The 23,685-nt window shown below is 34.5% G+C and carries 23 protein-coding genes; 5 read left to right on the top strand and 18 right to left on the bottom strand.

Going from position 1 to position 23,685, the window contains the following annotated elements:
- Positions 1-7: 7 nt before the first annotated feature.
- The 8 genes from OZX76_RS01285 to OZX76_RS01250 all read right to left on the bottom strand — a co-directional run bounded on the left by OZX76_RS01285 (position 8) and on the right by OZX76_RS01250 (position 7,627).
- Positions 8-508 carry a PTS sugar transporter subunit IIB gene (locus tag OZX76_RS01285; RefSeq protein ID WP_277180288.1) on the bottom strand — a complete coding sequence of 167 codons (501 nt, stop codon included), beginning with the start codon at positions 506-508 and terminating at the stop codon, positions 8-10.
- Between the two features lie 2 nt (positions 509-510).
- On the bottom strand, positions 511-1,152 hold the full coding sequence (locus tag OZX76_RS01280; protein WP_277180286.1) for an HAD-IA family hydrolase: 642 nt from the start codon (positions 1,150-1,152) through the stop codon (positions 511-513).
- Positions 1,153-1,160: 8 nt separating this feature from the next.
- Positions 1,161-1,577: a PTS mannose transporter subunit IIA gene (locus tag OZX76_RS01275; RefSeq protein ID WP_277180284.1), complete on the bottom strand. Its 417-nt coding sequence runs from the start codon at positions 1,575-1,577 to the stop codon at positions 1,161-1,163.
- Between the two features lie 190 nt (positions 1,578-1,767).
- Positions 1,768-4,332 (bottom strand): sigma 54-interacting transcriptional regulator, encoded by a 2,565-nt coding sequence (locus OZX76_RS01270; protein WP_277180282.1) that lies wholly within the window; start codon positions 4,330-4,332, stop codon positions 1,768-1,770.
- A 142-nt stretch (positions 4,333-4,474) separates the two neighbouring features.
- On the bottom strand, positions 4,475-5,245 hold the full coding sequence (locus tag OZX76_RS01265) for a class II aldolase/adducin family protein (RefSeq protein WP_277180280.1): 771 nt from the start codon (positions 5,243-5,245) through the stop codon (positions 4,475-4,477).
- A gap of 220 nt (positions 5,246-5,465) precedes the next feature.
- Positions 5,466-6,827 (bottom strand): PTS transporter subunit IIC, encoded by a 1,362-nt coding sequence (locus OZX76_RS01260; protein ID WP_277180278.1) that lies wholly within the window; start codon positions 6,825-6,827, stop codon positions 5,466-5,468.
- Between the two features lie 24 nt (positions 6,828-6,851).
- Positions 6,852-7,172, bottom strand: coding sequence for a PTS galactitol transporter subunit IIB (locus OZX76_RS01255; RefSeq protein ID WP_277133320.1), 321 nt, complete (start codon positions 7,170-7,172; stop codon positions 6,852-6,854).
- Positions 7,169-7,627, bottom strand: a complete 459-nt coding sequence (locus OZX76_RS01250) for a PTS sugar transporter subunit IIA (protein ID WP_277180276.1) — start codon at positions 7,625-7,627, stop codon at positions 7,169-7,171. The genes OZX76_RS01255 and OZX76_RS01250 overlap by 4 nt, the downstream gene beginning before the upstream one ends.
- A gap of 165 nt (positions 7,628-7,792) precedes the next feature.
- Here OZX76_RS01250 and OZX76_RS01245 point away from each other — a divergent pair, with 165 nt between their 5' ends.
- Together OZX76_RS01245 and OZX76_RS01240 are read left to right on the top strand one after the other, a co-directional pair.
- Positions 7,793-8,536: a DeoR/GlpR family DNA-binding transcription regulator gene (locus tag OZX76_RS01245; RefSeq protein ID WP_277180274.1), complete on the top strand. Its 744-nt coding sequence runs from the start codon at positions 7,793-7,795 to the stop codon at positions 8,534-8,536.
- 22 nt (positions 8,537-8,558) lie between these two features.
- On the top strand, positions 8,559-9,509 hold the full coding sequence (locus OZX76_RS01240; RefSeq protein ID WP_277180272.1) for a 1-phosphofructokinase family hexose kinase: 951 nt from the start codon (positions 8,559-8,561) through the stop codon (positions 9,507-9,509).
- Positions 9,510-9,571: 62 nt separating this feature from the next.
- Here the strand turns inward: OZX76_RS01240 and araA are convergent, their stop codons facing one another.
- From araA to OZX76_RS01220, 4 genes are all read right to left on the bottom strand, one after another.
- On the bottom strand, positions 9,572-10,993 hold the full coding sequence (gene araA / locus OZX76_RS01235; protein ID WP_277143879.1) for an L-arabinose isomerase: 1,422 nt from the start codon (positions 10,991-10,993) through the stop codon (positions 9,572-9,574).
- A 75-nt stretch (positions 10,994-11,068) separates the two neighbouring features.
- Positions 11,069-11,803, bottom strand: coding sequence for an L-ribulose-5-phosphate 4-epimerase (locus OZX76_RS01230; RefSeq protein ID WP_277180270.1), 735 nt, complete (start codon positions 11,801-11,803; stop codon positions 11,069-11,071).
- A 1-nt stretch (position 11,804) separates the two neighbouring features.
- Positions 11,805-13,409: an FGGY-family carbohydrate kinase gene (locus tag OZX76_RS01225; RefSeq protein WP_277180268.1), complete on the bottom strand. Its 1,605-nt coding sequence runs from the start codon at positions 13,407-13,409 to the stop codon at positions 11,805-11,807.
- Between the two features lie 15 nt (positions 13,410-13,424).
- Positions 13,425-14,816 carry a sugar porter family MFS transporter gene (locus OZX76_RS01220; protein WP_277143875.1) on the bottom strand — a complete coding sequence of 464 codons (1,392 nt, stop codon included), beginning with the start codon at positions 14,814-14,816 and terminating at the stop codon, positions 13,425-13,427.
- A gap of 316 nt (positions 14,817-15,132) precedes the next feature.
- Between OZX76_RS01220 and OZX76_RS01215 the strand changes: the two genes are divergently transcribed.
- The 3 genes from OZX76_RS01215 to OZX76_RS01205 all read left to right on the top strand — a co-directional run bounded on the left by OZX76_RS01215 (position 15,133) and on the right by OZX76_RS01205 (position 17,177).
- The gene (locus OZX76_RS01215; RefSeq protein ID WP_277180266.1) at positions 15,133-16,215 is read left to right on the top strand and encodes a GntR family transcriptional regulator; all 1,083 of its coding nucleotides are present in this window, start codon (positions 15,133-15,135) and stop codon (positions 16,213-16,215) included.
- A 99-nt stretch (positions 16,216-16,314) separates the two neighbouring features.
- Entirely contained in the window at positions 16,315-16,629 is a 315-nt protein-coding gene (locus tag OZX76_RS01210; RefSeq protein WP_277180264.1) for a GW dipeptide domain-containing protein, read from the top strand.
- 20 nt (positions 16,630-16,649) lie between these two features.
- Complete coding sequence (locus tag OZX76_RS01205; protein ID WP_277181460.1) at positions 16,650-17,177, top strand: C39 family peptidase; 528 nt, start codon at positions 16,650-16,652, stop codon at positions 17,175-17,177.
- Between the two features lie 158 nt (positions 17,178-17,335).
- Here the strand turns inward: OZX76_RS01205 and OZX76_RS01200 are convergent, their stop codons facing one another.
- The 6 genes from OZX76_RS01200 to OZX76_RS01175 all read right to left on the bottom strand — a co-directional run bounded on the left by OZX76_RS01200 (position 17,336) and on the right by OZX76_RS01175 (position 23,669).
- Positions 17,336-18,394, bottom strand: coding sequence for an SIS domain-containing protein (locus OZX76_RS01200; RefSeq protein WP_277180262.1), 1,059 nt, complete (start codon positions 18,392-18,394; stop codon positions 17,336-17,338).
- Between the two features lie 14 nt (positions 18,395-18,408).
- Positions 18,409-19,218 (bottom strand): PTS system mannose/fructose/sorbose family transporter subunit IID, encoded by an 810-nt coding sequence (locus tag OZX76_RS01195; RefSeq protein ID WP_277133302.1) that lies wholly within the window; start codon positions 19,216-19,218, stop codon positions 18,409-18,411.
- Positions 19,211-20,008 carry a PTS sugar transporter subunit IIC gene (locus tag OZX76_RS01190; RefSeq protein ID WP_277133300.1) on the bottom strand — a complete coding sequence of 266 codons (798 nt, stop codon included), beginning with the start codon at positions 20,006-20,008 and terminating at the stop codon, positions 19,211-19,213. The genes OZX76_RS01195 and OZX76_RS01190 overlap by 8 nt, the downstream gene beginning before the upstream one ends.
- Positions 20,008-20,496: a PTS sugar transporter subunit IIB gene (locus OZX76_RS01185; protein ID WP_277180260.1), complete on the bottom strand. Its 489-nt coding sequence runs from the start codon at positions 20,494-20,496 to the stop codon at positions 20,008-20,010. The genes OZX76_RS01190 and OZX76_RS01185 overlap by 1 nt, the downstream gene beginning before the upstream one ends.
- Complete coding sequence (locus OZX76_RS01180; protein ID WP_277180258.1) at positions 20,489-20,908, bottom strand: PTS mannose transporter subunit IIA; 420 nt, start codon at positions 20,906-20,908, stop codon at positions 20,489-20,491. Before OZX76_RS01180 ends, OZX76_RS01185 begins: the two co-directional genes overlap by 8 nt.
- Positions 20,909-20,984: 76 nt before the next feature.
- The gene (locus OZX76_RS01175) at positions 20,985-23,669 is read right to left on the bottom strand and encodes a sigma 54-interacting transcriptional regulator (protein ID WP_277180256.1); all 2,685 of its coding nucleotides are present in this window, start codon (positions 23,667-23,669) and stop codon (positions 20,985-20,987) included.
- Between the last annotated feature and the right edge of the window lie 16 nt (positions 23,670-23,685).

Below are 23,685 nucleotides of genomic sequence, written 5' to 3'. Positions count from 1 at the left end.
TAAAAAATTAAGCTTTACCATTAATTAATTGTGGAATTGTTAGTTTTTCAGAAGTAGGTAATCCTTGCGAAAATGCCTCAACATCAGACAATTTATCTAATTCCTTTAACTTAATAATTTCATTAGGATTAAGTGCTATTGCCGAATTAAATCTAATAATCTTTGATTTATCAGTTTGATCAAATCTTCCCGCATTTGCTACATTGACTTGTTCCACTTGATCAACATTTTTTGCAATTTCATATGCGTCTTTAACACAATTAGTCACAACAAAAATTCTCATATTTTTTCCTCGTGGATCATTTAAAACACTAATAGAATCTTTAATACCACGGATCAATAATTTTTTATCACTAGGCATTGCCATTTTCATTGTCATTTGAGCAACATCATTTTCAGCTGCACCATCATTGGCAACTAAAATTGCAGAAGCATTCAATTCTCTACTCCATACAAGTGCTACTTGTCCATGAATCAATCTATCATCTACTCTAACCTGTACTATCATTATTATTTTTCCTCCCTTACTATTTGTAATAAATCCGGCATTCTATCAATACAATAAGTTGGTTGATACGGGCGAATCTGTTCATAATTTTTTTGCGACCAAGTAACAAACACGCTGCGCGTATGAGCATTATTAGCAGATTCAATATCCTGCCAATTATCACCAATCATCAAAGTTTCTTTAGGATTGGCATTTATTTTTTGCATTGCAATTAATATTGGTTCAGCATCAGGTTTTCTCTTTTTGCATTCATCACCACCAATTACAACGTCAAATACAGAAGTTAAATTAAATAAATTCAACCCATGATTAACCATATACTTACGTTTCATCGAAACTACTCCCAAATGACATCCTAAATTTTTTAATTTCTGTAAAACTTCTTTAACATCTGGAAATAATCGAACACTTTGATCATGCCGTAAATCGCTATATGTATTATAGGTATATAATATTTTATCTTCTAATCCTGGATATAATTCACGATATACATCTATTAAGTGTCTTCCATTAAAGGGTTTAACTTCATCTACAGTAAAAGTGTGATCACCGTATTTATTAAGTGCATACATATTCGATTCATTAATCAAATCATTACTATTTAAAAGCGTTCCATCCCAATCAAATAAAATTGTCTTAATCATGATTTTTACTAACTAAAAAAGTCATCTTCTTTATTTTTATTTACTTTAACCTCTACTATTTTTAGTTGACTATCATTAATCATTTCTTGTAAGTTATGCATTGAAATATTACCTGTCGCTAATAATATTGATAAAACAATCGGTAAGTTCATTCCTGTAATTACATAAATATTTTTCTTACCTGAGTTTATAACTTCTGACACAACTTTTTGATTAACACTTCCCCCATAAATATCAGTAAAAATAAATCCTTGATCATTTGCATCTATACTAGCTATAAAATCAATAATTTGACCTGTAAAGTCTGAATCATCAACATAAGCATCAATAATTCTAAGATTCTTTTCCTTACCAGTTAAAATTTTAATAGAACTTCTAATACCACTAGCTAATTTACCATGTGATGCCAATAGAATTTTTTTCATCTTTTTCCTCCCTCTAACTTTCTTTTAGCAAAACATATGCCAACTAAATCATCGTTTTTATAGCTTTTATAGCTATTTAATTGTTGAACAAAGTGTTTAATTTAAATAATTGTTTAAACACTATTGTTAACATACAAAAAATACTAAATTTTACTAATTCTTTCCGTAAAATTTAGTATTGAGTTTTATCTTAAATAAATTGACTAAACAACTCATATAAAATATTCATTTCTGTAGCCGTAATTCTAATGTTGTATTTTATTTCAATTGGTTGAAAAACACTATGCGTTATTTTGAAAAATTTTGCCTCCTTTTTAGATATCGACTTTTCCACACTAACTGATGAATTATGAAGCATTAGTCGTTCAATCATCAGTGCGATATGCATATATAAATTAAGCTTGAATTTACCATCAAATTTCACTTTATAAAGCAGTTCATATTTATTAATAATTGTTTCTACCTCACCAATAACTACGTCAGGATTTAAAAAACTTAATCTCTCAGCAATTCCTTCTTTAGAAAAGAAACGAACAATTTGATTATTAAAATTTATTATCTGCTCTGATGATAAGTATGGGGTCAACCAATCACGTAATTTTTCTTCACCACTTGCATCCAACAAATTATATAAATTCATATGTTTAAACTTCACATCTTTAGTGATATCAATCGTTGTCAACACAAAAAGTGTACGATCAAAATATGACCATTCCTTTCTCATTATTTTTTCTTTCAAAGAATCATAACTAATTGCAATTGTCTTAATATCGGCTGGCATGAATGGTCTAATTATTTCACTTACTTTTTCAGCAATTCCTAGCCCCGAAACACATGAAACCAAAATATTAGGTAATTGAGAAAAGCCTTCATAATATTTTGCTTCAATTGCGTAATCTTGGTCTGCTTTTTCGGCAATCTTTTTAAATGGTGTATTCTGTTTAATTTTAATCGCAACATCAAGTGCTGTCAGGGTAGTTAAATTATTAATTACTAATAAATCACCATCTAAATGTGAATTAATTTTAGAATAAAGTTGTTCTAATGAGCCCATATCTATCATCAACACAAAGCCATTAGTTGTGTTGAAACTGTCTATTAATTTATTTGCTTCTTTAATAATGGAAGAAACATTAGCATCAATAGGCATATCAATTGCATCAAAAATATAATTTTCACATAAGGAATTAACGACAGCCTGAATACTGGTAGCAGTATTTTCTCCATGTGCAACCATTAAAGCACGCAATTTAATATTTTCATCAACAAATTGACTTATTAAGATAGTAAAAATTATCATTAAAGAGTTTTTGCTTATTTTATCCAATATTGGCAATTGTTGATAAAAAATATCTGCTATATGAAATGAACGTGGTAACTTCTTTGAAAAAATTTTAGTTAAACTTTCTCTATCTATTTTCGTAATCTTAAAGTGGTTTTTATATAATATGAATATCAGTGGCTCAATTGATGTTGCCATATTTAATCCATACCTCTTTTGAATAATTTCTGAAAAAATACGTTGATGCTGTATATGAAGCCCCGTCTCAAATTCAATTTTATTATTTATACTATTTAAATTTTGAAGTTTTGTTTGACAAGCTCGTAACTTTTTTAATGAATAATTTTCTGCTAACCGATGAATTGATATTTTTAAATCATCTAATCCTAGCGAAAAATCATATTGTGAAATAAATTTTATTTTTTCATTTGGATCAACTAAAATAGTTCCCCAATTATAATATTCAGGTAAATTATTCAAAGGCAGATTAGAAACAGTTACATTAATTGTGGGCAAATTTAAATCACGATTATATGCCGATGCACAAGCAAGTTGAATAATATTCTTAATATATCCAATATTTCCTGCATGCTTTATTTGTAATAATGCAGAAACGACATGCTGATCGACACAGATACTTTTATTTATTTTTCTTGCTTCTTTATAAACAAGTAACTTCAATAATTCTAATCGCTCATCAATTGGTCGATTTATATAATCAGGTAATTTTATTTTTACTGGTATTCGCCTTAAAAATGTTGTCAATAAGACCTTATCTGGATTCTCCGTAGTTGCCATTATCAATCGAACATTAGTTTTTTCAGCATGAATATTATCACCTACTTTATAAAATTTACCCGTATCAATAAAACTAAACAATTTTTCTTGATTTTCACTACTTAAACGATGAACTTCATCTAAAAATAAGAATCCACCATTGGCCTGTTTTAAAAGCCCTTCAGTTTCTTCATTTGCGCCCGTAAAAGCCCCTTTCACATATCCAAACAAAGTACTAGAAATTAATTCTGGATTATCAGCATAATTAGCACAATTAAAAGTAATATATGGTGCACCAACTTTTTTAATTTGTTTACTTATAGAATAACGATAAATTTTATTTGCCAAATAACTTTTGCCAACACCTGAATGACCTGTAATTAAAATATTTAATCCATTTGGAGGATATACTACTGCTGCTTTAACCTGATCAATGATATGTTTCATTGAGCCCTTATATCCTATAAAGTCAGTAAAAACCTGAGAGAAATCAGGAGATAGATGCTCTGTTATTTCCCATTTTACTGGTCTACCCGCAATTTTCCTTACTTTATGTTCTTTTAATAACTTATTAAGATAGTGACTAACTACAGATCTAGATAATTTTAAATTCTCTGCTAATTGAAGAGTAGGAATAGCATGCTCAGAAGCTTGTTTTGCTAATTCATCATAAACTCGTTTTTCTGCTACACTCATAAAATTCCTCAATCCATATTTTTATTCCAAAAAAACCTGATCAAATTGATCAGGTTTTACACAAATAATCTTGATAATAGTTGCATCTATAGAAAAAATGTTATATGGTCAAAGTGGTCAAACTTTGTAAGAAGGGCACTTTTTAGTCGCCCTTTTTATTTTGGGCTGTTTTTTTGTTATAAAGTGCTTTACCAGCTTTAACATCTTCCCAAGTACCAATTTTTGTACCTTCGGAATAATATCCGTCTAGGACACCAATTTCTTGAAATACAGTTTGCTTATATGCAACCTTAGCATTATATTCAGTAATATCTACGTCAGCTAAAGACTTATGTAACGCAGTTAGCGGATCCATATCCTTTCCACCTGATGTAAACAAAGTACCATGTGAGTTTAGGATAAAACCATTTCGTAAAGCTTTTGAACCCAGCTTTTTAATTTCTCCCGCAACATACTGCGCCAGTTCTTCTGTACACATTGGATGCCAATCTAGAGTTCTTATTTCTTTCAACTTTTGTGTAGCCTCTGTAACATTAGGCATATTCAAACCACTTGTACCCCAGAACATACATTGATCAGCATGAGAGTGAAAGACACATTTAATATCTGGATTAGTATCATAAATTGCTTCGTGCATATTAATTTCACGAGTTACCTTACCATTTCCAGAAATAACTTTACGCGTGTGTGGTTCAATCACTAAAATTTGATCAGCATTTAAATAACCCATATATGCTTCTGACATCATTGTTGGTGTCATTACATAGTAATCTTTACCAGCTTCGTCTTGAACTTTAATACTAATATTTCCACCGACAATATTAGTATCACGACGTTCCATTACTTCTCGAACTACTTTTGCTAAATCTTCACGTTCATATTCAAAAGGAATTCTTCCTGCAGGATATTTCATAAATTATTTTTTCCTCCTTATATTATTTTTAGTAGACCAACGCTTTTTAACAAAAAGAGTATCACTTCCCTTCTTATTAATTAGTAATCCCAAAATAATAACGAAGATATTTAGCCAATAGGTCTTAGTTATAAGAGCTAGACTGAATAGTCCGAAAGCTAGAAAAGATAAACATGTCCAAAAAAACTTTTTATTTGAAATGTTTTTCATTAATCTATACCTATTCGGCTTTAGCTGCTTTCTTATACTTTAAAGTAGGAATCGGATTTTTCTTAAATGAGCGATACAGCAACCAGAACAAAACCATCAATGCTACTAAGGCAATGATTGCCCATATATTACCACGACCAGCCCAAGCCATTGCCCATCTCAATTCAGGGGCTTCAATTGAACTCCACGAAACTTGAGAACCAGCTGGAACTTTAATGGTAGTACTCGATTTCGCTAATTTAGTAAAGATATTTGCAAAATATGATGCTCCATATAAGAAGACTGGTTCGTAAATCACACCCAAAACCAACATTCTTAATAAATTACCACCAGTAAGCAGTAAGCCACCAACACCAATACAATAATTAATTACACCAGCAATTGGTAGAATAGTATTCCCCGGCAAAACTGCAGCATAGATAATCGAAACTGGAATCATTAGTACCATTGTTACCCATAATTCAGTACTTTGACCCAAAATAGGCCAGTCTAATCCAATTGAGAATGTTCTACCTTTAACGTGTTTTTTCATGAAGTCACTCATAGTAGACCCAAATGGTGTTAGTGCATCCATAAAGAACTTAGCCATAACTGGAAAGATTGCCATTACAGCTCCAACAGTAACTGCTAAATTCAGAGCATCACCCAAACTATAGCGACCAGCCAAAGCTAACAAAAGTCCAATAATTGAGCCCATTACAACTGGTTCACTAAAAACACCAATTTTTTTCTTTAAGGCTGTAGCATCCCATTCACGATTAAAAATCGGAATGTAATCCATCAATTTGTTAATAGGCGACATAATAATAGCAGTAAAAGCCTCAATGTGTGTTACAGTAACGCCTTCATAGCCTAACATATTAGCAATTTCTTTACTCCACATGTCGCCAAGCTTCAAGCAAATCACTACTTGAATTGCACCACAGATAAAGCCCCAAATTAAACTACCAGAAATTTGGTAAACCATATAACCAGTTAAGGCTACTCCCCAAACATTCCACATATCTGCATTCATTGTGTCCGTCAATTTTGCCAAAAGCATAACGATGTTTACAACAATTTCCACTGCAAAGAAAAGAAAAGCTAACGTCCAACTCCATGTAATTGAAGCTGCACCAGTCCAGCCAAAATCTACCGCAGGTAAATTGATTCCAGTATATTTGGCTAAAGCTTTAGCAGCAGGACTAACAGTTTGAGTTAATTGATTTATTGCCATTGACATACCAATAAACCCAGTTCCTAGATACAGTCCAGAAGTTATAGCCTTAGACGGCTTCATTCCAAATATTAGTCCTAAAATCATAATTAAAATTGGAATTAATACTTGAGCTCCAACGCTTAAAATTCCTTGAACTATCGCGTTCCAGTCCATTCAAATCATCTCCTATACGATTTGTTATTTTGCCTGTTTAACAATATCAGCTACTTTTTGATTAGCTTCATCTTGTCCCATACCAGTTAGCCATGGTAAACCTACCATACCAACAACGTTATTTTGATCAAGTGCTTCTTGAAGTTCCCCATCAGCTGGAGCAATGCCAACATAAATAATGACATTAGCATCATTTTCAACAGATCCTTTGGCTTCTGCAACAGGTTCTGGCGTAGCTTTAGCAATTTGATCTAATCCTTGGTCTGCTAAAAAATCATTAATTTTATTAGCAACTTGAGGACTAGTAGCAACGCCCGTTCCACAACAAACTAAAATAGTTTTCATTTTGATAATCCCTCAAACTTTCTTTCAACTAACTGAAGCATCTTTTCAGCAGTATTTATTTCTTTAAATTGCCCAACAAAGTTTTCATCTTGAAAAGCTGAAATTATTTGAGATAGCAATTCAGGTTGCTTTTTACCATTCTTTAAACCCAAAAACAAAAAGTCATTAGCTGTTATCTCAGCATTATCACCCATTTGTCTTAATTTTAATGGCTGATTAGTTCTCGCAATATATATAAATGGTCGTTTAACATATTGTGGATCCACATGTGGCAACGCTAAGGATATTTTGGGAAATTTTAATCCAGTCGGATAAGAGAGTTCCCTTTTCTCAAGACTCGTAATATAACCTAAGTTTGCATACTTCAAATTGATGGTCCTTAACCCAACTAAATCAAATAACTGCTCTTCAGTAGACACAGAAACATTTAAATCAATTAAATTTTCGTAAAACAATACTTAAAACCTCCTTTCTTATTCTGTATACGTTTTCAATATAATACCTAAGTTGAACATTGTCAACCTAAATTTAACAAAGATAAACACAGAATTACTTTTATTGTTCAGGAATGTTTGTTATACTATGTGTGTAATATAATTCTAGTATGAAGAAGTGATTTTGTGAGTTTACAAGAAAAAAGATTAACAGAGATTAACAATATTCTAAGTAAAACAGGATTTATGACAACCGTTGATATTGCAAAAAATTTACAAGTTTCACCAATGACTATCAGACGTGATCTTAAGCGCTTAGAAGAACAAGGACAAATAACCAGAATTTATGGCGGAGCCCAAAGCAATAATCAGACAGAATCAACAACAAACGAAAAAATAAAGAAAAATATCGTTGAAAAAAAAGAAATCGCCAAATTATTAGCAAATAAAATTACTAATAACTCAACAATTTTTTTAGGTGCGGGAACCACTTTATTAATGGCAGTACCCCTATTAATACCTAAGAATTTGACTTTTGTAACTAACAGCTTGCCAGCTTTTAATGAAATAAATAAAAGTGACTGCCGCTTATTACTTACTGGTGGCGAACTACATAGAAATACCGAAGAATTCTTGGGAGAAAAAGCTGAAAATATTTTTAATGGTCTCAATTTAGATTATGCATTATGTTCTACCAACGGAATCAGTGAAAATCGTGTTACAACAAGCACAATACCTGAAGGCAACATTCAAAATATTGCCATTGCTCATTCTGAAAAATCATTTGTTGTAGCAGATCATACTAAATTAGATCATTCAGATATTATAACTTTTCAAAAATTAGATAAATTTGATTGTTTGGTAACAGATCCAGAAATTGAAAATGAAAAAGTTAAGAAATATTCAAAATATATTAAAATGATTTACTAATAATTTAGAATAGGAATAGATAATGGATATTACAATTACAGTCAACCCATCCGTTGACCGTCTATACCAACTCAAAGAGTTAAAAGTAGGCTCACTTAATCGAGTCAATTTAATAAAAAAGATGGTTGGCGGTAAAGGAATTAATGCCGCTCGTGTTGCATCTAATCTTGGTGCAAAAACTGCAGCAACAGGTTTTTTAGCAGGTTACAACGGTCAATATATTGAAGATCAAGCATGTGAAGATCAATATACTGCTGATTTTATTAAGATTGCTGGTAACACCCGCAATTGCTACACAATAATTCAACAAAATAATAAAAAAACAGAAATTAATGAACATGGCGATTATTTATCTTCATTAAACTTTACACATTTACTCAATAAATTAAAATCATTAATAGGCAGTAACAAAATTTCAGCAATTTCTTTAAATGGCAGCTTACCTCCTACTCAAATTAATAATTTTTATACAAAAATTATTAATCTAATTAGAACTTTAGACCCAAAGATAAAAATCATTTTGGATACTTCCGGTAAAGCTTTAACAGAAGTATTAAAAAGTAACTCGTTGCCTGACTTTATTAAGCCTAATGAACAAGAAATTGCAGATCTTCTTTCAACTACAGTAACTTATGATTGTTACGTTTTAAAAAAGGAAATCACTCAGAGCAATCTAAATAAAATTCAAAATATTATTGTTTCATTAGGTGCCGAAGGTGCACTAGTTAAACATCATGAGCATTTCTTTCAAGTTAAGTTTAATCCAGTAAAGATAGTAAACACTGAAGGATCTGGTGACTCGGTTGTCGGTGGATTATTATATGCATTAGACAAACAGCTTGATTTCAAATCTGCTATCCGTTGGGCAATTGCCTCGGGAACAGCAAACGCTATGGAAACAAAAACAGGTTTTGTTCAAAAAAATAATGTTAAACAAATAATGAAAACCGTTGAATTGATCCCCATCAAATAAAATAAAAACTTCAGTAGATTTAAACGTCTACTGAAGTTTTTATTTTATTTATAATATTAGCCTTATTCAATATCACATAAGTTAACGCCATACATTGTAGCTAAGTCGCGAACTTGTTCCTCAGTAGCTGCAAATGACATTACAGTATGGTGACCACCGCCAGCATGAATCCACTTAGTGGCGCCTTCTTTAAGGCCAGGTTTTGGTGTCCACATTTGCTTAGCAACAGGTAAGTGTGGTGTCTCCTCAGCTTTATGACCAATTACTGGATAAGTAACAATCTTGAAGTTATCACGGAAGTCAGCCAAAGTTACATCAACAGCATCGCCTTCACCACCGGAGAATACCAGACGTGCAGGATCATCCTTACCACCAATGTCTAATGGGTGAACTTCAACCCGTGGCTTTTCAGAAGCAATGGATGGGTCAACTTCAAGCATGTGTGAACCTAAAATAGCTTCATGACCTTTACGCAAGTCAAGAGTATAGTCTTCCATAAATGCAGTTCTCTTGTTGTGTGTCATAATCTTGAAAATCCGCAACAATCCAGCAGTCTTCCAGTCACCTTCACCGGCAAAGCCATAACCATCACGCATCATCAATTGAGCTGACAAACCTTCCAATTGCTTCATTCCGTGCAAGTCTTCAAAGTTTGACGTAAATGCAGTATAACCTCCGCGTTCAAGGAAGCGCTTTAAAGCAATGTATTGTCTTAATTGATAGCGAACAGTATCTTCATAAGCTTTTGCATCCATATCGCCCTGAACCATAATGTAGCGCGACTTCAGGTCAGCATATTCGTCATCAATTTCAGATTCTTTAACTTTGTCCATTTCGTCAATTAAGTCACCAACAGGATAGTAATCAACTGTCCAACCTAATTGAATTTGTGCTTGAACCTTGTCACCTTCTGTAACGGCAACATTACGCATCGTATCACCAAAACGACAAATCTTAGTCTTAAATGATTCGTCATAAGCAACAGCAACATCTTCCCAGTCAGCAATTTGCTTTACAACTTCTGGATCTTGCCAGTGACCATAAACAACCTTATTATGCATATTCAAACGAGCATTGATATAGCCATATTCCCGGTCACCGTGAGCACTTTGATTCAAGTTCATGTAGTCAAAGTCCATTGTTTCGTAAGGAATGTAATTTAAGTATTGCGTAGCAAAATGTAATAATGGCTTTTGTAATAATTGTGAACCGCGAATCCAATTCTTAGCTGGTGAAAAAGTATGCATCCAAGTAATTACACCGGCAACATTGTCATCATAATTAGCTTCTTTCATAAATTTAGTAATTTCATCAGCAGTTGTTAGTACTTCTTTAAACACAATTTTATATGGTAAATTGCCGTTTTCATTTAAACTAGCAACAATTTTTTTAGAGTCTTCTGCAACTTGATTTAAAGCTTCTTCACCATAAAGGTGTTGACTACCGGCAGCAAACCAGAATTCATATTTTGGAATAGATAACATAATAATTTCTCCTTTAAAATAAAAACACACTTTTAAACTACTACAATTTTTAATCCATCATTACTCAGCTTAACATCACTTCCCAGTTCTCTTTGCATGTGTCTGTGACTGTGCATTGCTTTGACCATAATAGGCATTCTTACCATGCTTGCGATAATAGTGCTTATCCAGCAAATATTGTGGTAATTCGCTATTAGCTCGAGTTAGTTGCAAAGTGTGATAGTCTTCCTCAGCCACGACTTCTAGCACCTTAGCGTTATATACCGCCTTTTTTGGCGTTTCGCCCCAGCAGAACGGACCATGTTGACTAACTAGTGTTCCTGGAGTTGCCTCATAATCTAAACCGCGCTCTTTGAACGTCCGCACAATTGCTTGACCCGTGTAACCTTCATAATCTTCCTCAATTTCAGCCTTAGTTAAAGCATCGGCTGCTGGAATTGCATTATAAAAAGTATCGGCATGTGTCGTATTCATCGCTGGAATATCCATCTTGGCTGCCGCAAAAGACACGGCCCAAGGCGAATGCGTATGGACAATGCCGCCAATCTTAGGAAAGGCATTGTACAAAACAGTATGCGTTGGCGTATCACTTGATGGGTTCATCGAGCCTTCAACTACCTCGCCTTTAAGATTAACCACTACCATATCATCGGGTTTCATTTGCTCGTATTCCACACCAGAAGGTTTGATAACAAATAAGCCACTGTCGCGGTCAATTCCGGACACATTGCCCCAAGTAAAGGTAACCAAATCTAGCTTAGGCAGTTGCATGTTAGCTTCATAAACTTCTTTTTTTAGTTGCTCTAACATTCTATTCTTCCTCGTCCTTTAATATTTCTGCCTGATTTTCAAGTTTCAGTGCTAATTTATAGCAATCAATGTACTTTTGAGCACCTTTGACACCTTCGGGCTCTGGACTTAAACTCATCATTTCTGAATCAACAAAAACTTGACTATCTAGATAGTCTGCTAAGGCTATTGACTCATGTTGTGCAGCGTATTGCGCAAGCACTGCCATGCCCCAAGGGCCACCAACGCTGGCATTAAGCATGACAGAAATTGGTAAATTCAAGATGTTTGACAACACCTGCTGCCCAACTACCGGAGTTTTAAATAAGCCACCTTGTGCAATCATGACATCTGTTTTGACATTTTCTTCATCTGTCAAAACATCCATTCCAATCTTAAGCGGCGCATAGGCCGAATAAAGTTGTGCCAACATAAAGTTTGCTAACGTAAATTTACTGTTAGGAGTTCTAACAAGCATTGGTCGACCTTCATCGGTATTAGTCACTGGCTCACCAGAGAAGTAACTATAATTAACCATGCCACCAGCATCTGGGTCTGACTTAGTCGCATCTAAGAACAAAGTGCTGTAAAGTTCATCTGCAGATAAATTCTTACCTAATCGCCCAGCAAATTCCTTAAAAATTTCTGCCCAAGCATTAATATCAGAAGAACAATTATTAACGTGAACCATAGCTACTGGTAAGCCATCTGGGGTTGCCACAATATCGATATCGCGGTGAACTTTTTTGAGAGGTTTATCCAAAACTACCATTGAAAATTCAGAAGTACCAACAGAAATATTACCGGTTCTAAGCCGGACACTATTAGTACTAATCATGCCGGTACCAGCATCACCTTCAGGTGGTGCCATTACACTGCCACTTTGCAGCGTTCCAGTTGGATCAAGCAACTTAGCACCCTGTTCAGTTAAATGACCAGCTACTTGTCCTGCAGTTAAGACCTTAGGTAAAATATCTCTAATTTCCCACGGATATTTCTTAACTTGTGGCAAATTATTAAATTGTTCCAACATCTTAGAATTAAAGTCCCCTGTTTGATCAACAGGAAACATTCCTGACGCATCACCAATGCCGATGTTTTTTTCACCAGATAATTGCCAATGAACATATCCTGCTAAGGTTGTCATATATGCAATATTTTTAACATGCTCTTCATTATGTAGAATTGCGTGATATAAGTGCGCGATACTCCAGCGAAGTGGAATATTGAAATTAAACAACTTTGTCAACTCACCAGCTGCATCACCAGTAATCGTGTTGCGCCAAGTTCTAAAGGGGACTAACAATTGATCATTCTTATCAAATGCTAGATAACCATGCATCATTGCACTAACACCAATTGCCCCAATTTTTTCAATTTTGACATGATACTTGCTGCTAACATTGGCTGCTAACTGCTGATAGCTTAATCTCAAGCCAGTCCAAATTTCTTCCTTTGAATACGTCCAAACTCCGTTCTTCAAACTGTTTTCCCATTGAAAAGTACCTGTTGCTAGCGGCCTAAACTTACTATCAATTAACACTGCCTTAATTTGCGTTGAACCAAATTCAATTCCCAAAGCAGTCTTACCTGACCGAATTAATTCAGCGGTATCCGTGATATTCATATTTTCATCTCCTAACTACTTTGCTTCTTTTAAGCCATGATTCATTCCTTCTTCTTCAATTTCCTCTAAAGTATGACCCTTAGTTTCAGGAACAAAGAAGCGAACAAATAAGACCCCTAAGATACAAATAACACCAAAAATTCCAAAGACCATTTCTTGTGACATTGAAGCAGTCATCATTGGAAATAGCAGTCCAACAGCCCAAGAACCAATCCAGTTTAATGAAGATGCTAATCCAGAAGCACGTCCTCTAATTGCAAGTGGGAAAATTTCTCCTACCAGTACCCAGGTTAATGGTGCCCAAGTGAATGAATAAAATGCAACATAGATACATAGGAACACAACAATCATCATTGGGTTGGTATGCGGCGCAATACTATTAATTACGGATGGTAATAAAAATGAAAGACCCATAATTGTTCCGCCAAGCATTAATAATGAACGACGCTTAAACTTTTCTGCAATCGCAATGTAAACAAGCGATCCTGTAACCAAAATGACACCTTGAATAATTGGCCACATTAGTGCTGAACTAGCTGCACTGCCAGTAGCCTTTTGAACGATTAAAGGAATGTAATAAAAGATAGCATTCGCACCTTGAAATTGTTGAAAGGCTGCTACACCAACACCAGCGATAACCAAATAGCGATATTTGCTGCTAAATAATGATCCCCATGTGGTCTTTTCTGATGCTGAATTTTCTTTTGCAGAAGCTGACTTTATCTCAAGGATTTCGTCATCAATTTCCTTGTCACTTTTTCTGATATATGAAAGTACTTCACGAGCTTCGTCTTCTTTACCATTCTTAATTAAAAACCGTGGTGATTCTGGTAATTTGACAACACCCAAAAATAGAATAATTGCTGGTACAGCTGCTAACCCTAACATCAGCCGCCAATTCCACGGAGTTGGTACACCTTTCAAGATAAAGTCCATAATATAAGAAAGCAGCATTCCTGAAGTAATCATCGTCTGATTCAATCCAGATAAACTACCACGAGCATTAGCAGGTGCCATCTCTGACATGTACGCTGGTACTAAGGCCGAAGCTGCCCCTACAGCAAGTCCTAGTAATATTCGAATAATAATTAAATACATGGAACCATTATGTGGTGCAACCATCGATAAAATTGAAAACAATGCAAAGATGATTGCTGAAACTAGAATCATTTTTCTTCTACCAAATTTATCGGAAAGTTGTCCGGCGGCAGCACCACCAAAAATAGCACCAAACATCACAGCGGAAGTAATCCAGCCAACAATTGATGCATTAGTTAAGTTCCAATCATTTTGCAAGAATGGCAAAGCACCTGTCATAACGCCAATATCATAGCCAAACAAAATACCGCCAAATGATCCAAAGAAGTAAATAAAACTACTTGGTATTTTCTTTTTTTCTTGTACCACTTGAAAAATCCCCCTTATTAATATTCTATCCATTTCTTGTAAGCATTTTCATTATAGAACATTTATTTTTATATTCAACCTTTATAAAAATTCATTCGAATGATTTTCGGCATAAAAAAAGACAAAAAAGTGGCTTAAATTCAACAAAAATTGCATCACCGATTTTTTATTTATTTTTTTCCGGGTCATTTACACACACTTTATCGGTTAGTATCTGTGATATAATGATTGATATTATCCACATATATGCTTTCTATGTTTCTTTTTAAAAAAACATGATAAATAATAATCAAATAAATTCATGGAGGAACCTTAAATGAAAAGCGATTATCTCGCAATCAAAGAAACTCTAAAAAAAGAAATAACTTTTGGACATTTTCAAGTTAATCAAAAATTGCCAACAGAAACCGAACTAATGCACCGCTTCAATAAATCACGTTATGCTGTTCGTAAAGCATTATCTGAATTGCAAGATGAGCATTTAATCTACAAGGTTCAGGGTAGCGGCATGTTTATTCAGGACTGGAACAAAAAATGGCAAGTTAATCCCGAAAGTAAAACAATCGGATTAATTTGTACGCATATCGCAGACTATATTTTCCCCAAGATAATCTCACAGATTGACACTGAAATCAGTACAAAAGAATACTCACTTCTCATCGCTAATACACATAACCACCCAAAAAAAGAACGTGAAAGCTTAATTAAAATGCTTGATTCACAAATTGCGGGTTTAATTGTCGAACCAAGCGAAAGTGCTAAGCCTAGTCCTAATCTCGATATCTATAAACGAGTCGCTAAGAGTAAAATTCCACTACTATTTATTAACGCTGAATACCCTAAGTTAAACTTTCCATCAATCACAAATGATGATGAGGCAGCAGAAACAGAACTCATCAAATACCTACTTAGTATGGGGCACCAGCGAATACTAGGAATATTTCAGGTAGATGATCTTCAAGGTGTACACCGAATGAATGGCTTCATGAAAGCTTACCAAGAGACCAGCTCCAATCTCTCTAACAGCAGTATTATCATGTACAATTCTCATGATCCTTTTCAAACAATCAGTAAAAAAATAGCCTTTTACCTAAAAGATGGTCAAAGACCGACGGCAATCGCTTGCTACAATGACAGCTTGGCATTATTAGTCTTAGATATGCTTAAAAAAATGCAGTTGAAAGTCCCAGAGGATATTTCACTAGTTGGCTTTGATGATTTTGACTCAGCCGCATACTTAACTCCCAGTTTAACAACAATGAACTACGAACGAACCTCTGTTGGTAAAGAAGCTGGTCAGGGAATTTTGAAATTAATTCAGGGTAAAAAACTTAATTCCATTGTTCATCATCCCAAGTTAAAAGTAAGAGCTTCTGTTGCTGCACCTAACGAAAAATAAAAATATCAGGCTGATAGTAAAGAATTTTTCAAAAGAAAATATTATGTAAAAATATTACTGTCGGACCTATAATCAATAATAAAACTTGGAGGATTAAGAATGAATATGTGGAAAGTCTTGCTATTATTGAGTTCACTAATGATGTGTACTAGTATCAAAGTCCAGGCAGCTACTAATGCAACACCAGTTATTCAATCTGCTCGTAATTATAATTGTCGTCAGGTAAGCTCTGCTAAATATCAACTATGGTCACAACCACCAGATACAAATGAAAATAATGAAGCAAAGCCTTTAACTAAAACGAAAAAGTTAAAACACAAGCTTGTGCAATTGGATAAAGTAGCTGTAGTCAACGGAACAAAATATTTTGAAATTAGCCGGCGTGGTCATAATTATGGTTGGCTTAATAAATAGCAGTGCTTTAAGCAAAACTAATAAATACGTTCTCCCCTACACATCTATATCCACTTTATGCGCCTAATGCCTGTGAAACTGCAAGTCTTAAAATGGCTTTGTCGGTTAAAGGAATTGCGCTGAAAACTAGTTTAAAGACGATCATTAAGAATATGCCTAAAAGTTCAAGCCCAAAAACAGGTTTTAATGGAAATCCCTATAAGGAAAGCCCCAATAATGTTGTTTGGACAATTTATCCTAAGCCTTTGACTGATTATGCTAAAAAATACGACGATAATGCTGCAAATATTTCAGGCACTTCAAAGAAAACGTTAATTAACGAGGTCAAACATGGGAATGCAGTAATAACTGCAGGTTCATGGCATTATCAAAATGGGCGACCATACCATGTACTTGCTCTTGTTGGCTACAAAAAAGGTCAATTTTTGATAGCTGATCCGTATATGAAAAAGTCTTGGCCAAATAAGTCATTTTGGGTAACGACTCAGCAGTTTATGCGTATTTTTACCAGTAAAAGCAGACATGCAAGAGCTGTGGTAATTCGCTAATCTTAGAAGAAATAGATGAAGAAAAGGCACTAGCCAAATAATTGGTTAGTGCCTTTTTGGATATGATAGGAGTATCTCCCCTGTTGCATAATTTAAGAGTGAACGGACCAGCCACCACTTTTTAGTAGCCAGTCGGTTATCAATGCTCTACTTAATAATTAGTGGTTAAATTTTTTACTACCCAGCTTCATGTGGAAGTTAGGGTCTTTAGGAGTATTGGGATCAAAGCCCATAACAGTTGGAACGATTGATGCCATTACTTGCATAAGCATTGGATAAATAAAGGTTTCAAAGTCCTTAGGAACATCAACGTCATAACCAAAGTGATTACCATTGTTAGCATCAGAGGTATCAACCAAATATAAGTTGTTGGTCCAGTCGCCTAAGACCTCAATCATCTTTTGACAACGTGGCTCTGTGCCATTATCTAAGATAACAACACTAGCCCTTTCATTCATTGCGTTATAAATACCATGAATGAACTCATCAAAGTCATATCCGGTAACTGGCATCCGGCAAGTTTCCAATACTTTGAGTGAGCTTTCTAAGACATCCCCATACAGCATAGAAGGTCCAACTACACGTAAGTTATCAGTCTTTGCTAACTTCTCTTTATGTTCTTCAACCCACTTGTAAGCACGGTCATAAGCATGAGGAAATTGCTCTAGCGTTTGGTTCAAATTGCTAATATCTTCGTCAAATTGATCTTTAGTTAAATTGCCGTTTTCAAGTCCAATGTAGTCAGCTAACAGTAGCAAATTTAATTTCGTACAATAATAACCTTTGGTCTTAGCTCCAGCTTTTTCTTCACCAATATTAACAGTCATAACTTCGTCTGCAATTTGGTCAATGTAGGCACCAGTTTCGCCAGCCATTGTGCCAACAATGCAGCCAGCCTTTTTAGCAGTCTTCATGGCGTTAAAGGTACTAAAGCTGCTGCCACCTTGTGAAATACCAATGAGCAATGTGCGTGTGTTGTCGCCAACAAAGAAGTCAGGCGTTAGCATAAAGGGATAAAAAGCGAGAACTTCAATTCCGGAACGTTTTCTCATCAAAGATTGCATTTGCAAACCTGAATGGTAACTGGTACCTGAACCAGTAATAATAATTTTATTAATATCTCTTTTTGCTACATTAGCGAAAAGCTCCTTACTACCCTTAACAATTTTGTCCAATTGCTTTGGTGTTTCTGAAATATATTGCTGAATTAAATTCATTTTTTAAATCTCCCTTATAAAATCCCAATAACGTGTAATAAAATACCTAAAATCAAAACGCTAATTGTTAATTTTGACGTACTTACTTTCTTTCTGATTAGCCAAAATACTAACAAAGTAGCTAACAGCGGTAGCATTTCAGGAATAATTTTGTCTAATATTGATTGAATTTTAATTGTTGCACCACTCATTGCAAATTTAAGAGGTGTAGTTACTGGCAGCATAGTTGCGACCATGCCACCTACGACCATCATGCCGACTATTCCAACAATTTGCATGATTTGATCCATAACACCATTTTTTTGCACTTTGTCGAGTGACTCTACACCCCACTCATAGCCATACTTGAGGCCGAATACTCTAAGTAAAGTTGCTGGTAAGTTATAAAGTACGAAGAATAGGATCGGGCCTAAAATATTTCCTTGCTTTGAGAATGACACGCCGACACCAGCTGCGATTACTCTAAAGGTACCAAATAAAATTGAATCACCAATTCCAGAAAATGGTGCCATCAGGGATGCTTTAACAGAGTTGATTGAATCAGGATTGATTTCGTCAGGATTATTGGCATATTGCTCTTCCATAGCACAAGAAATACCCAAAATTGTTGGGGTCATTGCTGGCGTACAATTAAACAGTGCTAAGTGACGTTTTAAAGCAGCAGCTCGGTCTTTAGCCGATGAATATAAGCGTTTAATGGCAGGTTCCATTGCATAAGCATAGCCAATATTTTGCATTTTTTCGTAGTTAAAACCACCTTGTAGTGCAAATGCACGCCAAAAGATTGAGTGGAGGTCTTTTTTGGTTAAAGTTTTCTTATTCAAAATCAATATCCCCTTCCGTTAAATTATCTTCTGTCTTTGTTTCATCTTTTTGGTCAGAAGAATCATTATTATTCTTACCAAAGATAGTTATTACAATAGCTAAACAAATTGCGAGAATTGCAATACCAGTAATGTCTAATTTCAGATAAGCGCAGAGAAAGAAACCAATGAAGAAGAATACAAACAGCTTTTTCGAAAATAGCATATCAAGTAATAACCCAAAACCAACGGCTGGTAAGAGATTACCAGCAATGGTTAAGCCGTCTAAAATCACTTTAGGAATAGCATTAATGATTACATTAATTGTTGAAGAACCCACAAGCATTGCTAAAAAAGCAGGGATAAAAGCACTAAAGAAGAATAAGATCGTTGGCAAAAGCAACATCATGTTTACCCCTCTAAAATTAGCCGTTTCCGCATATTTTTCTGCTTTATGAGAAAACCATAGGTTACCAACACGAACTAAGGTACCGAGGTTAGCAGCTAAAACTGCAACAGGAACTGCAATCGTTAAAGCAATCCCAATACCATGGTGTGAAATAATTGCCATTGCTGTACCAATGACACCACCAGTAACGTAGTCTGGAGGAGTTGAAGCGCCAATACCAGCAATTCCCATCCAAACTAACTCAAGTTGCGCACCAATAATAATTCCTTGTTTTAAATCGCCCAATGCTAAACCTACAAAAAGGCTTAAAACGATAGGTCTGCAAAATAAAGTCGCACCCAGTACACGTTCATCAAGCATACCGATACCGGCAATTAAGCCGATTAATAAAGCTTGTATCATTATTTATCACTCCCCAATAAATCAGAAAGACTTAGTTTCTTATCTCTAGGTAACATCCTAAAATCAAGTTCAACTCCCATCTTTTGAATTTCTTTCAGGTCTACAATGTCTTGATCCGAAACAGCAACAAAGTCATTCAACTTTTTCTTGCCATCTTCAAATTTAACGCCACCAACATTTAAGTTTGTAATAGTGCCATTTGAACCTTTAATGAGCTTCAGGGCGTCTTGAATATTACGCACTAAAACTAATACTTGTGCTTTCTTTGCAGAAGCAAATTTATTAACAATTTCGCCTGATTCAGCCACGTTTCGAATGTAAAGCTTAACACCAGCAGGCTTAGCTAAATCTAATGCCATTGCTTTAACCTTATCTTGTTGAGCCTCATCATTGGCTACTAGAATTGTGTTTGCACCTGAATTGGAAGTCCAACCTATCGCAACCTGACCATGTAATAATCTCTCGTCAACACGAACTAACTTAATCATCGCTAGCCACACCTCTTTCAATCTTTTCGCTAACGTCGATAATACCGGCAACTCCTGCTTCCTTTAATTGCTTAACCAATTCTTTTGATGTCATGTTTGAAGAATCAATCGTTAAAAATGTAAGCAATAACGGTAAGTTAAGACCTGAAAGTAGTTGGAAGTGGTGACCTTTAAGTAACAATTCAGTACAAATATTGTTGGAACTGCCACCATATAGGTCAGTTAAGATAATTAGATTATCTTCGTCAGTATTTTTGATTAGATTTTCTAACTCTTTTTGCCCTTTTGCAGCAGATTTATCTTTAGTCATTCCGAAGCATTGAATGTTATCAATATGACCAACGATTAATTCGGCTGTCTTCTTAAACTCAAAGGCCAAATTGCCATGAGTAGCTAAAATAATATCTTTCACATAATGACCTCCCTTTTGCTAAATAAGATATTCACTTACTTATTAGCAAAAGACGTTCCAAGTACTGTGCGAGCGCTTAACTCAATAGAAGAATGTCTCTTATGTATGCAGTTTCCGGGTCGGTGATTTTAATTAAAAATTCATTTTCCAGCACACTATTATGCTTTTTTAGCACACTAAAGCAGCTATCTTTAACAATGTTCTTGTTGTCTCCCTCGTAAGCTTCAATTTCATTACCACGGATAATTCTTTCAACCATATTTGCAATATGAACATACAATGAGATAGCGACCTTATTGGGAATTTTCATATTTAAGTCCTTTTGAACGCCAGTTAAATATTTACTGATGACTTTCATTACCTTGTCCGGAGAAATAATAGTTAAGGTATCTATTATTCTGTTTAGAGAAAAGTTCTCAATTAGCCGGTTTTCCCATAATTCAATTTTTTTAGTAGTTGAAAATGGCTCTAGAATTCGCTTTAAGCCCTCTATTTTAGTGCCAGAAATAATTTCTTCTAAACCAAAATATGGCACTCCAGGAACATCAGGATTATCAATGCCTACAATTGCAATCACATTTTTATTTAAAAACAAATTTAAGTCGCGATAATTTACTAATTCTTTAAAGTCAAAGGCTTCTACTTGAACATTTATCAGATTAGTAAAACTTTGCGTTAACATTGTCTTAATTCTTTGTGCACTACCGACGCCAGTCATGCAAGTGGTAATAATTGTGGCAGCTGCAGCAACTCTGGGAACACAAAGTTTGCTTTTAATAGTATCTCTAGGTAAATCATGTTGGATCGCATGTAATCCCTTTTGTTGCAATAGCTTATTTCCAATTTCTAAAATTACAGCCATGCTAACGTTATTGATTACTAGTAAGGTACAATTACAATCGTTTCTAATTGGCTCAATAATTGAATCTAGTGCGCCCATGTCCATTAATATTACTAAGCCATCTTGAGGATTAATTCTTTTAATTAAATCCTTCAAATTTGCAATCATTTCAGCACGAGAAACATCAGGCTTTAAATCAATTGCTGTAAAAACTGCACTTTGCAAAAAATGATTACAGGTATCTGCCATACTACTTGCTGTAGCATAGCCATGCGCTACTACAATTGCTGGTATTTTAGATGAAACTGTAAAATTATCATTCGAACTCAAAATAGCTAGCCACAAATAATCGCATTTTCGCAATTTTATTTCAAAACGCATTTCAATTAATGGAGCCATTTTATTAATTAATTGCAGTTCTGTTGCAAAAAGTTGTTCAATTTTAGCGACATCTTTGTTAGCGGTGTAGTCATGATCGAACTCATTTCTCATTAAGTAGTAAATATAGACAGCAAAATCATACACAGATGAGTTTTTAAGGCTTAGTGAATCAATTTGAATAACATTAAAAATATTCGTTAATACATTGGTGTAATCAGTAATTAATGAGCGATCTGTGCTGTAAGTTGAATACAAAATCTCATGTGTTTCTTTTTCTACGATTTTGTAGTAGCTTGTCCTGTCAGCTATTTGATCGTTTTGTAAGCTTAATAAACATTGCCAAGAAGCTTCGATTTTTGAAATATACCCTTTATTATCATAATGAAATAGCTCTTGAATAGTATCAGTTGCATGAAAAATACACTTTTCTTCGCCTTGGCTTAAAGGGTAAGTATCCTTAGACATTTGTTCTAGAATTACACCCGGCAAATCACCGATCTTTATTTCTATTTCTTGCTTTTGTGTAGCTTTTGCATATTTTTGAGCAACAATGTTTTGTAATAAATTCTTTAATTCACCGACATTGGCATGAAAATGACTATGATAAATTAAGCTAAGGCATTGCTTAGAAATCTTGATATTACAATTAATACGTTTAGCTTGTCCTATCAGTAAAGCGTAAGTTAAAACTCTTTTTTCATACGTTCCCCGCTGGTCTAAGGATGGTAATGTGATTTTGATTGGTATTCTACGCAAAAAGGTTTGCAAAAAATCAGATTCCTTTTCTGTTGTTGCAAAAAACAATCTAGTTTTGCTTTTTAATTTTTTAGCATTATTACCAACTGGAGAAAAGTACCCTGTATCTAAGTAGGTAAAAAGCTTTTCTTGGCCTTCGGCGCTCAATCGATGAACTTCATCTAAAAATAGAATGCCATTATTTGCCGACTGAAGAGCACCACTACTATCAATATCTGCCCCAGTAAAAGCTCCTTTAGTGTAGCCGAAAAGCAGACTAGATAACAATTCAGGATTATTCGCATATTGAGCGCAATTTATTACAATCAACTGCGCATCATCATTAAAAAGTTTACGTTGCTTCGCATATTTGAATAATTTGTTAATGATAAATGTTTTACCAGTTCCAGACTCGCCAAAAATAATGACAGGTAGTCCATTTGGTGGATACATTAAAGCAGCTTTAAGCCGTTCTATTGCCTCTTTCAAGCTACCATTGTAGCCAATGATTTGACTCCAAATTGATTTTTGTTGGCCAGCTTTTAAGTCTTTGACACTTGTGTAGGTTTTATTGTTTTGAGTTCCCTCTTTAAGCTGCAAATAAATGACCGGTCTTGTATTTACCTTACTTAATTGCCTGTTCTTATAGAGCTCATTTAGCCTTTTACTAACAACTGAACGTTCTACATTAAGCTTATTTGCAACAAATTCAGTTGTTGGTGCTTCTTTGGTAGCATAGTTCTTTAAATAAACCTTAGTTTGTTGACTAACTAATTTCAAAATTTCTTTATCTTGATTCTTCATGTAATACACCTCTTTA

Source organism: Lactobacillus sp. ESL0677, from assembly GCF_029392875.1.
In the GTDB taxonomy this organism is placed as follows: Bacteria; Bacillota; Bacilli; order Lactobacillales; family Lactobacillaceae; genus Lactobacillus.
This window is presented reverse-complemented; position numbering and strand designations above follow the sequence as displayed.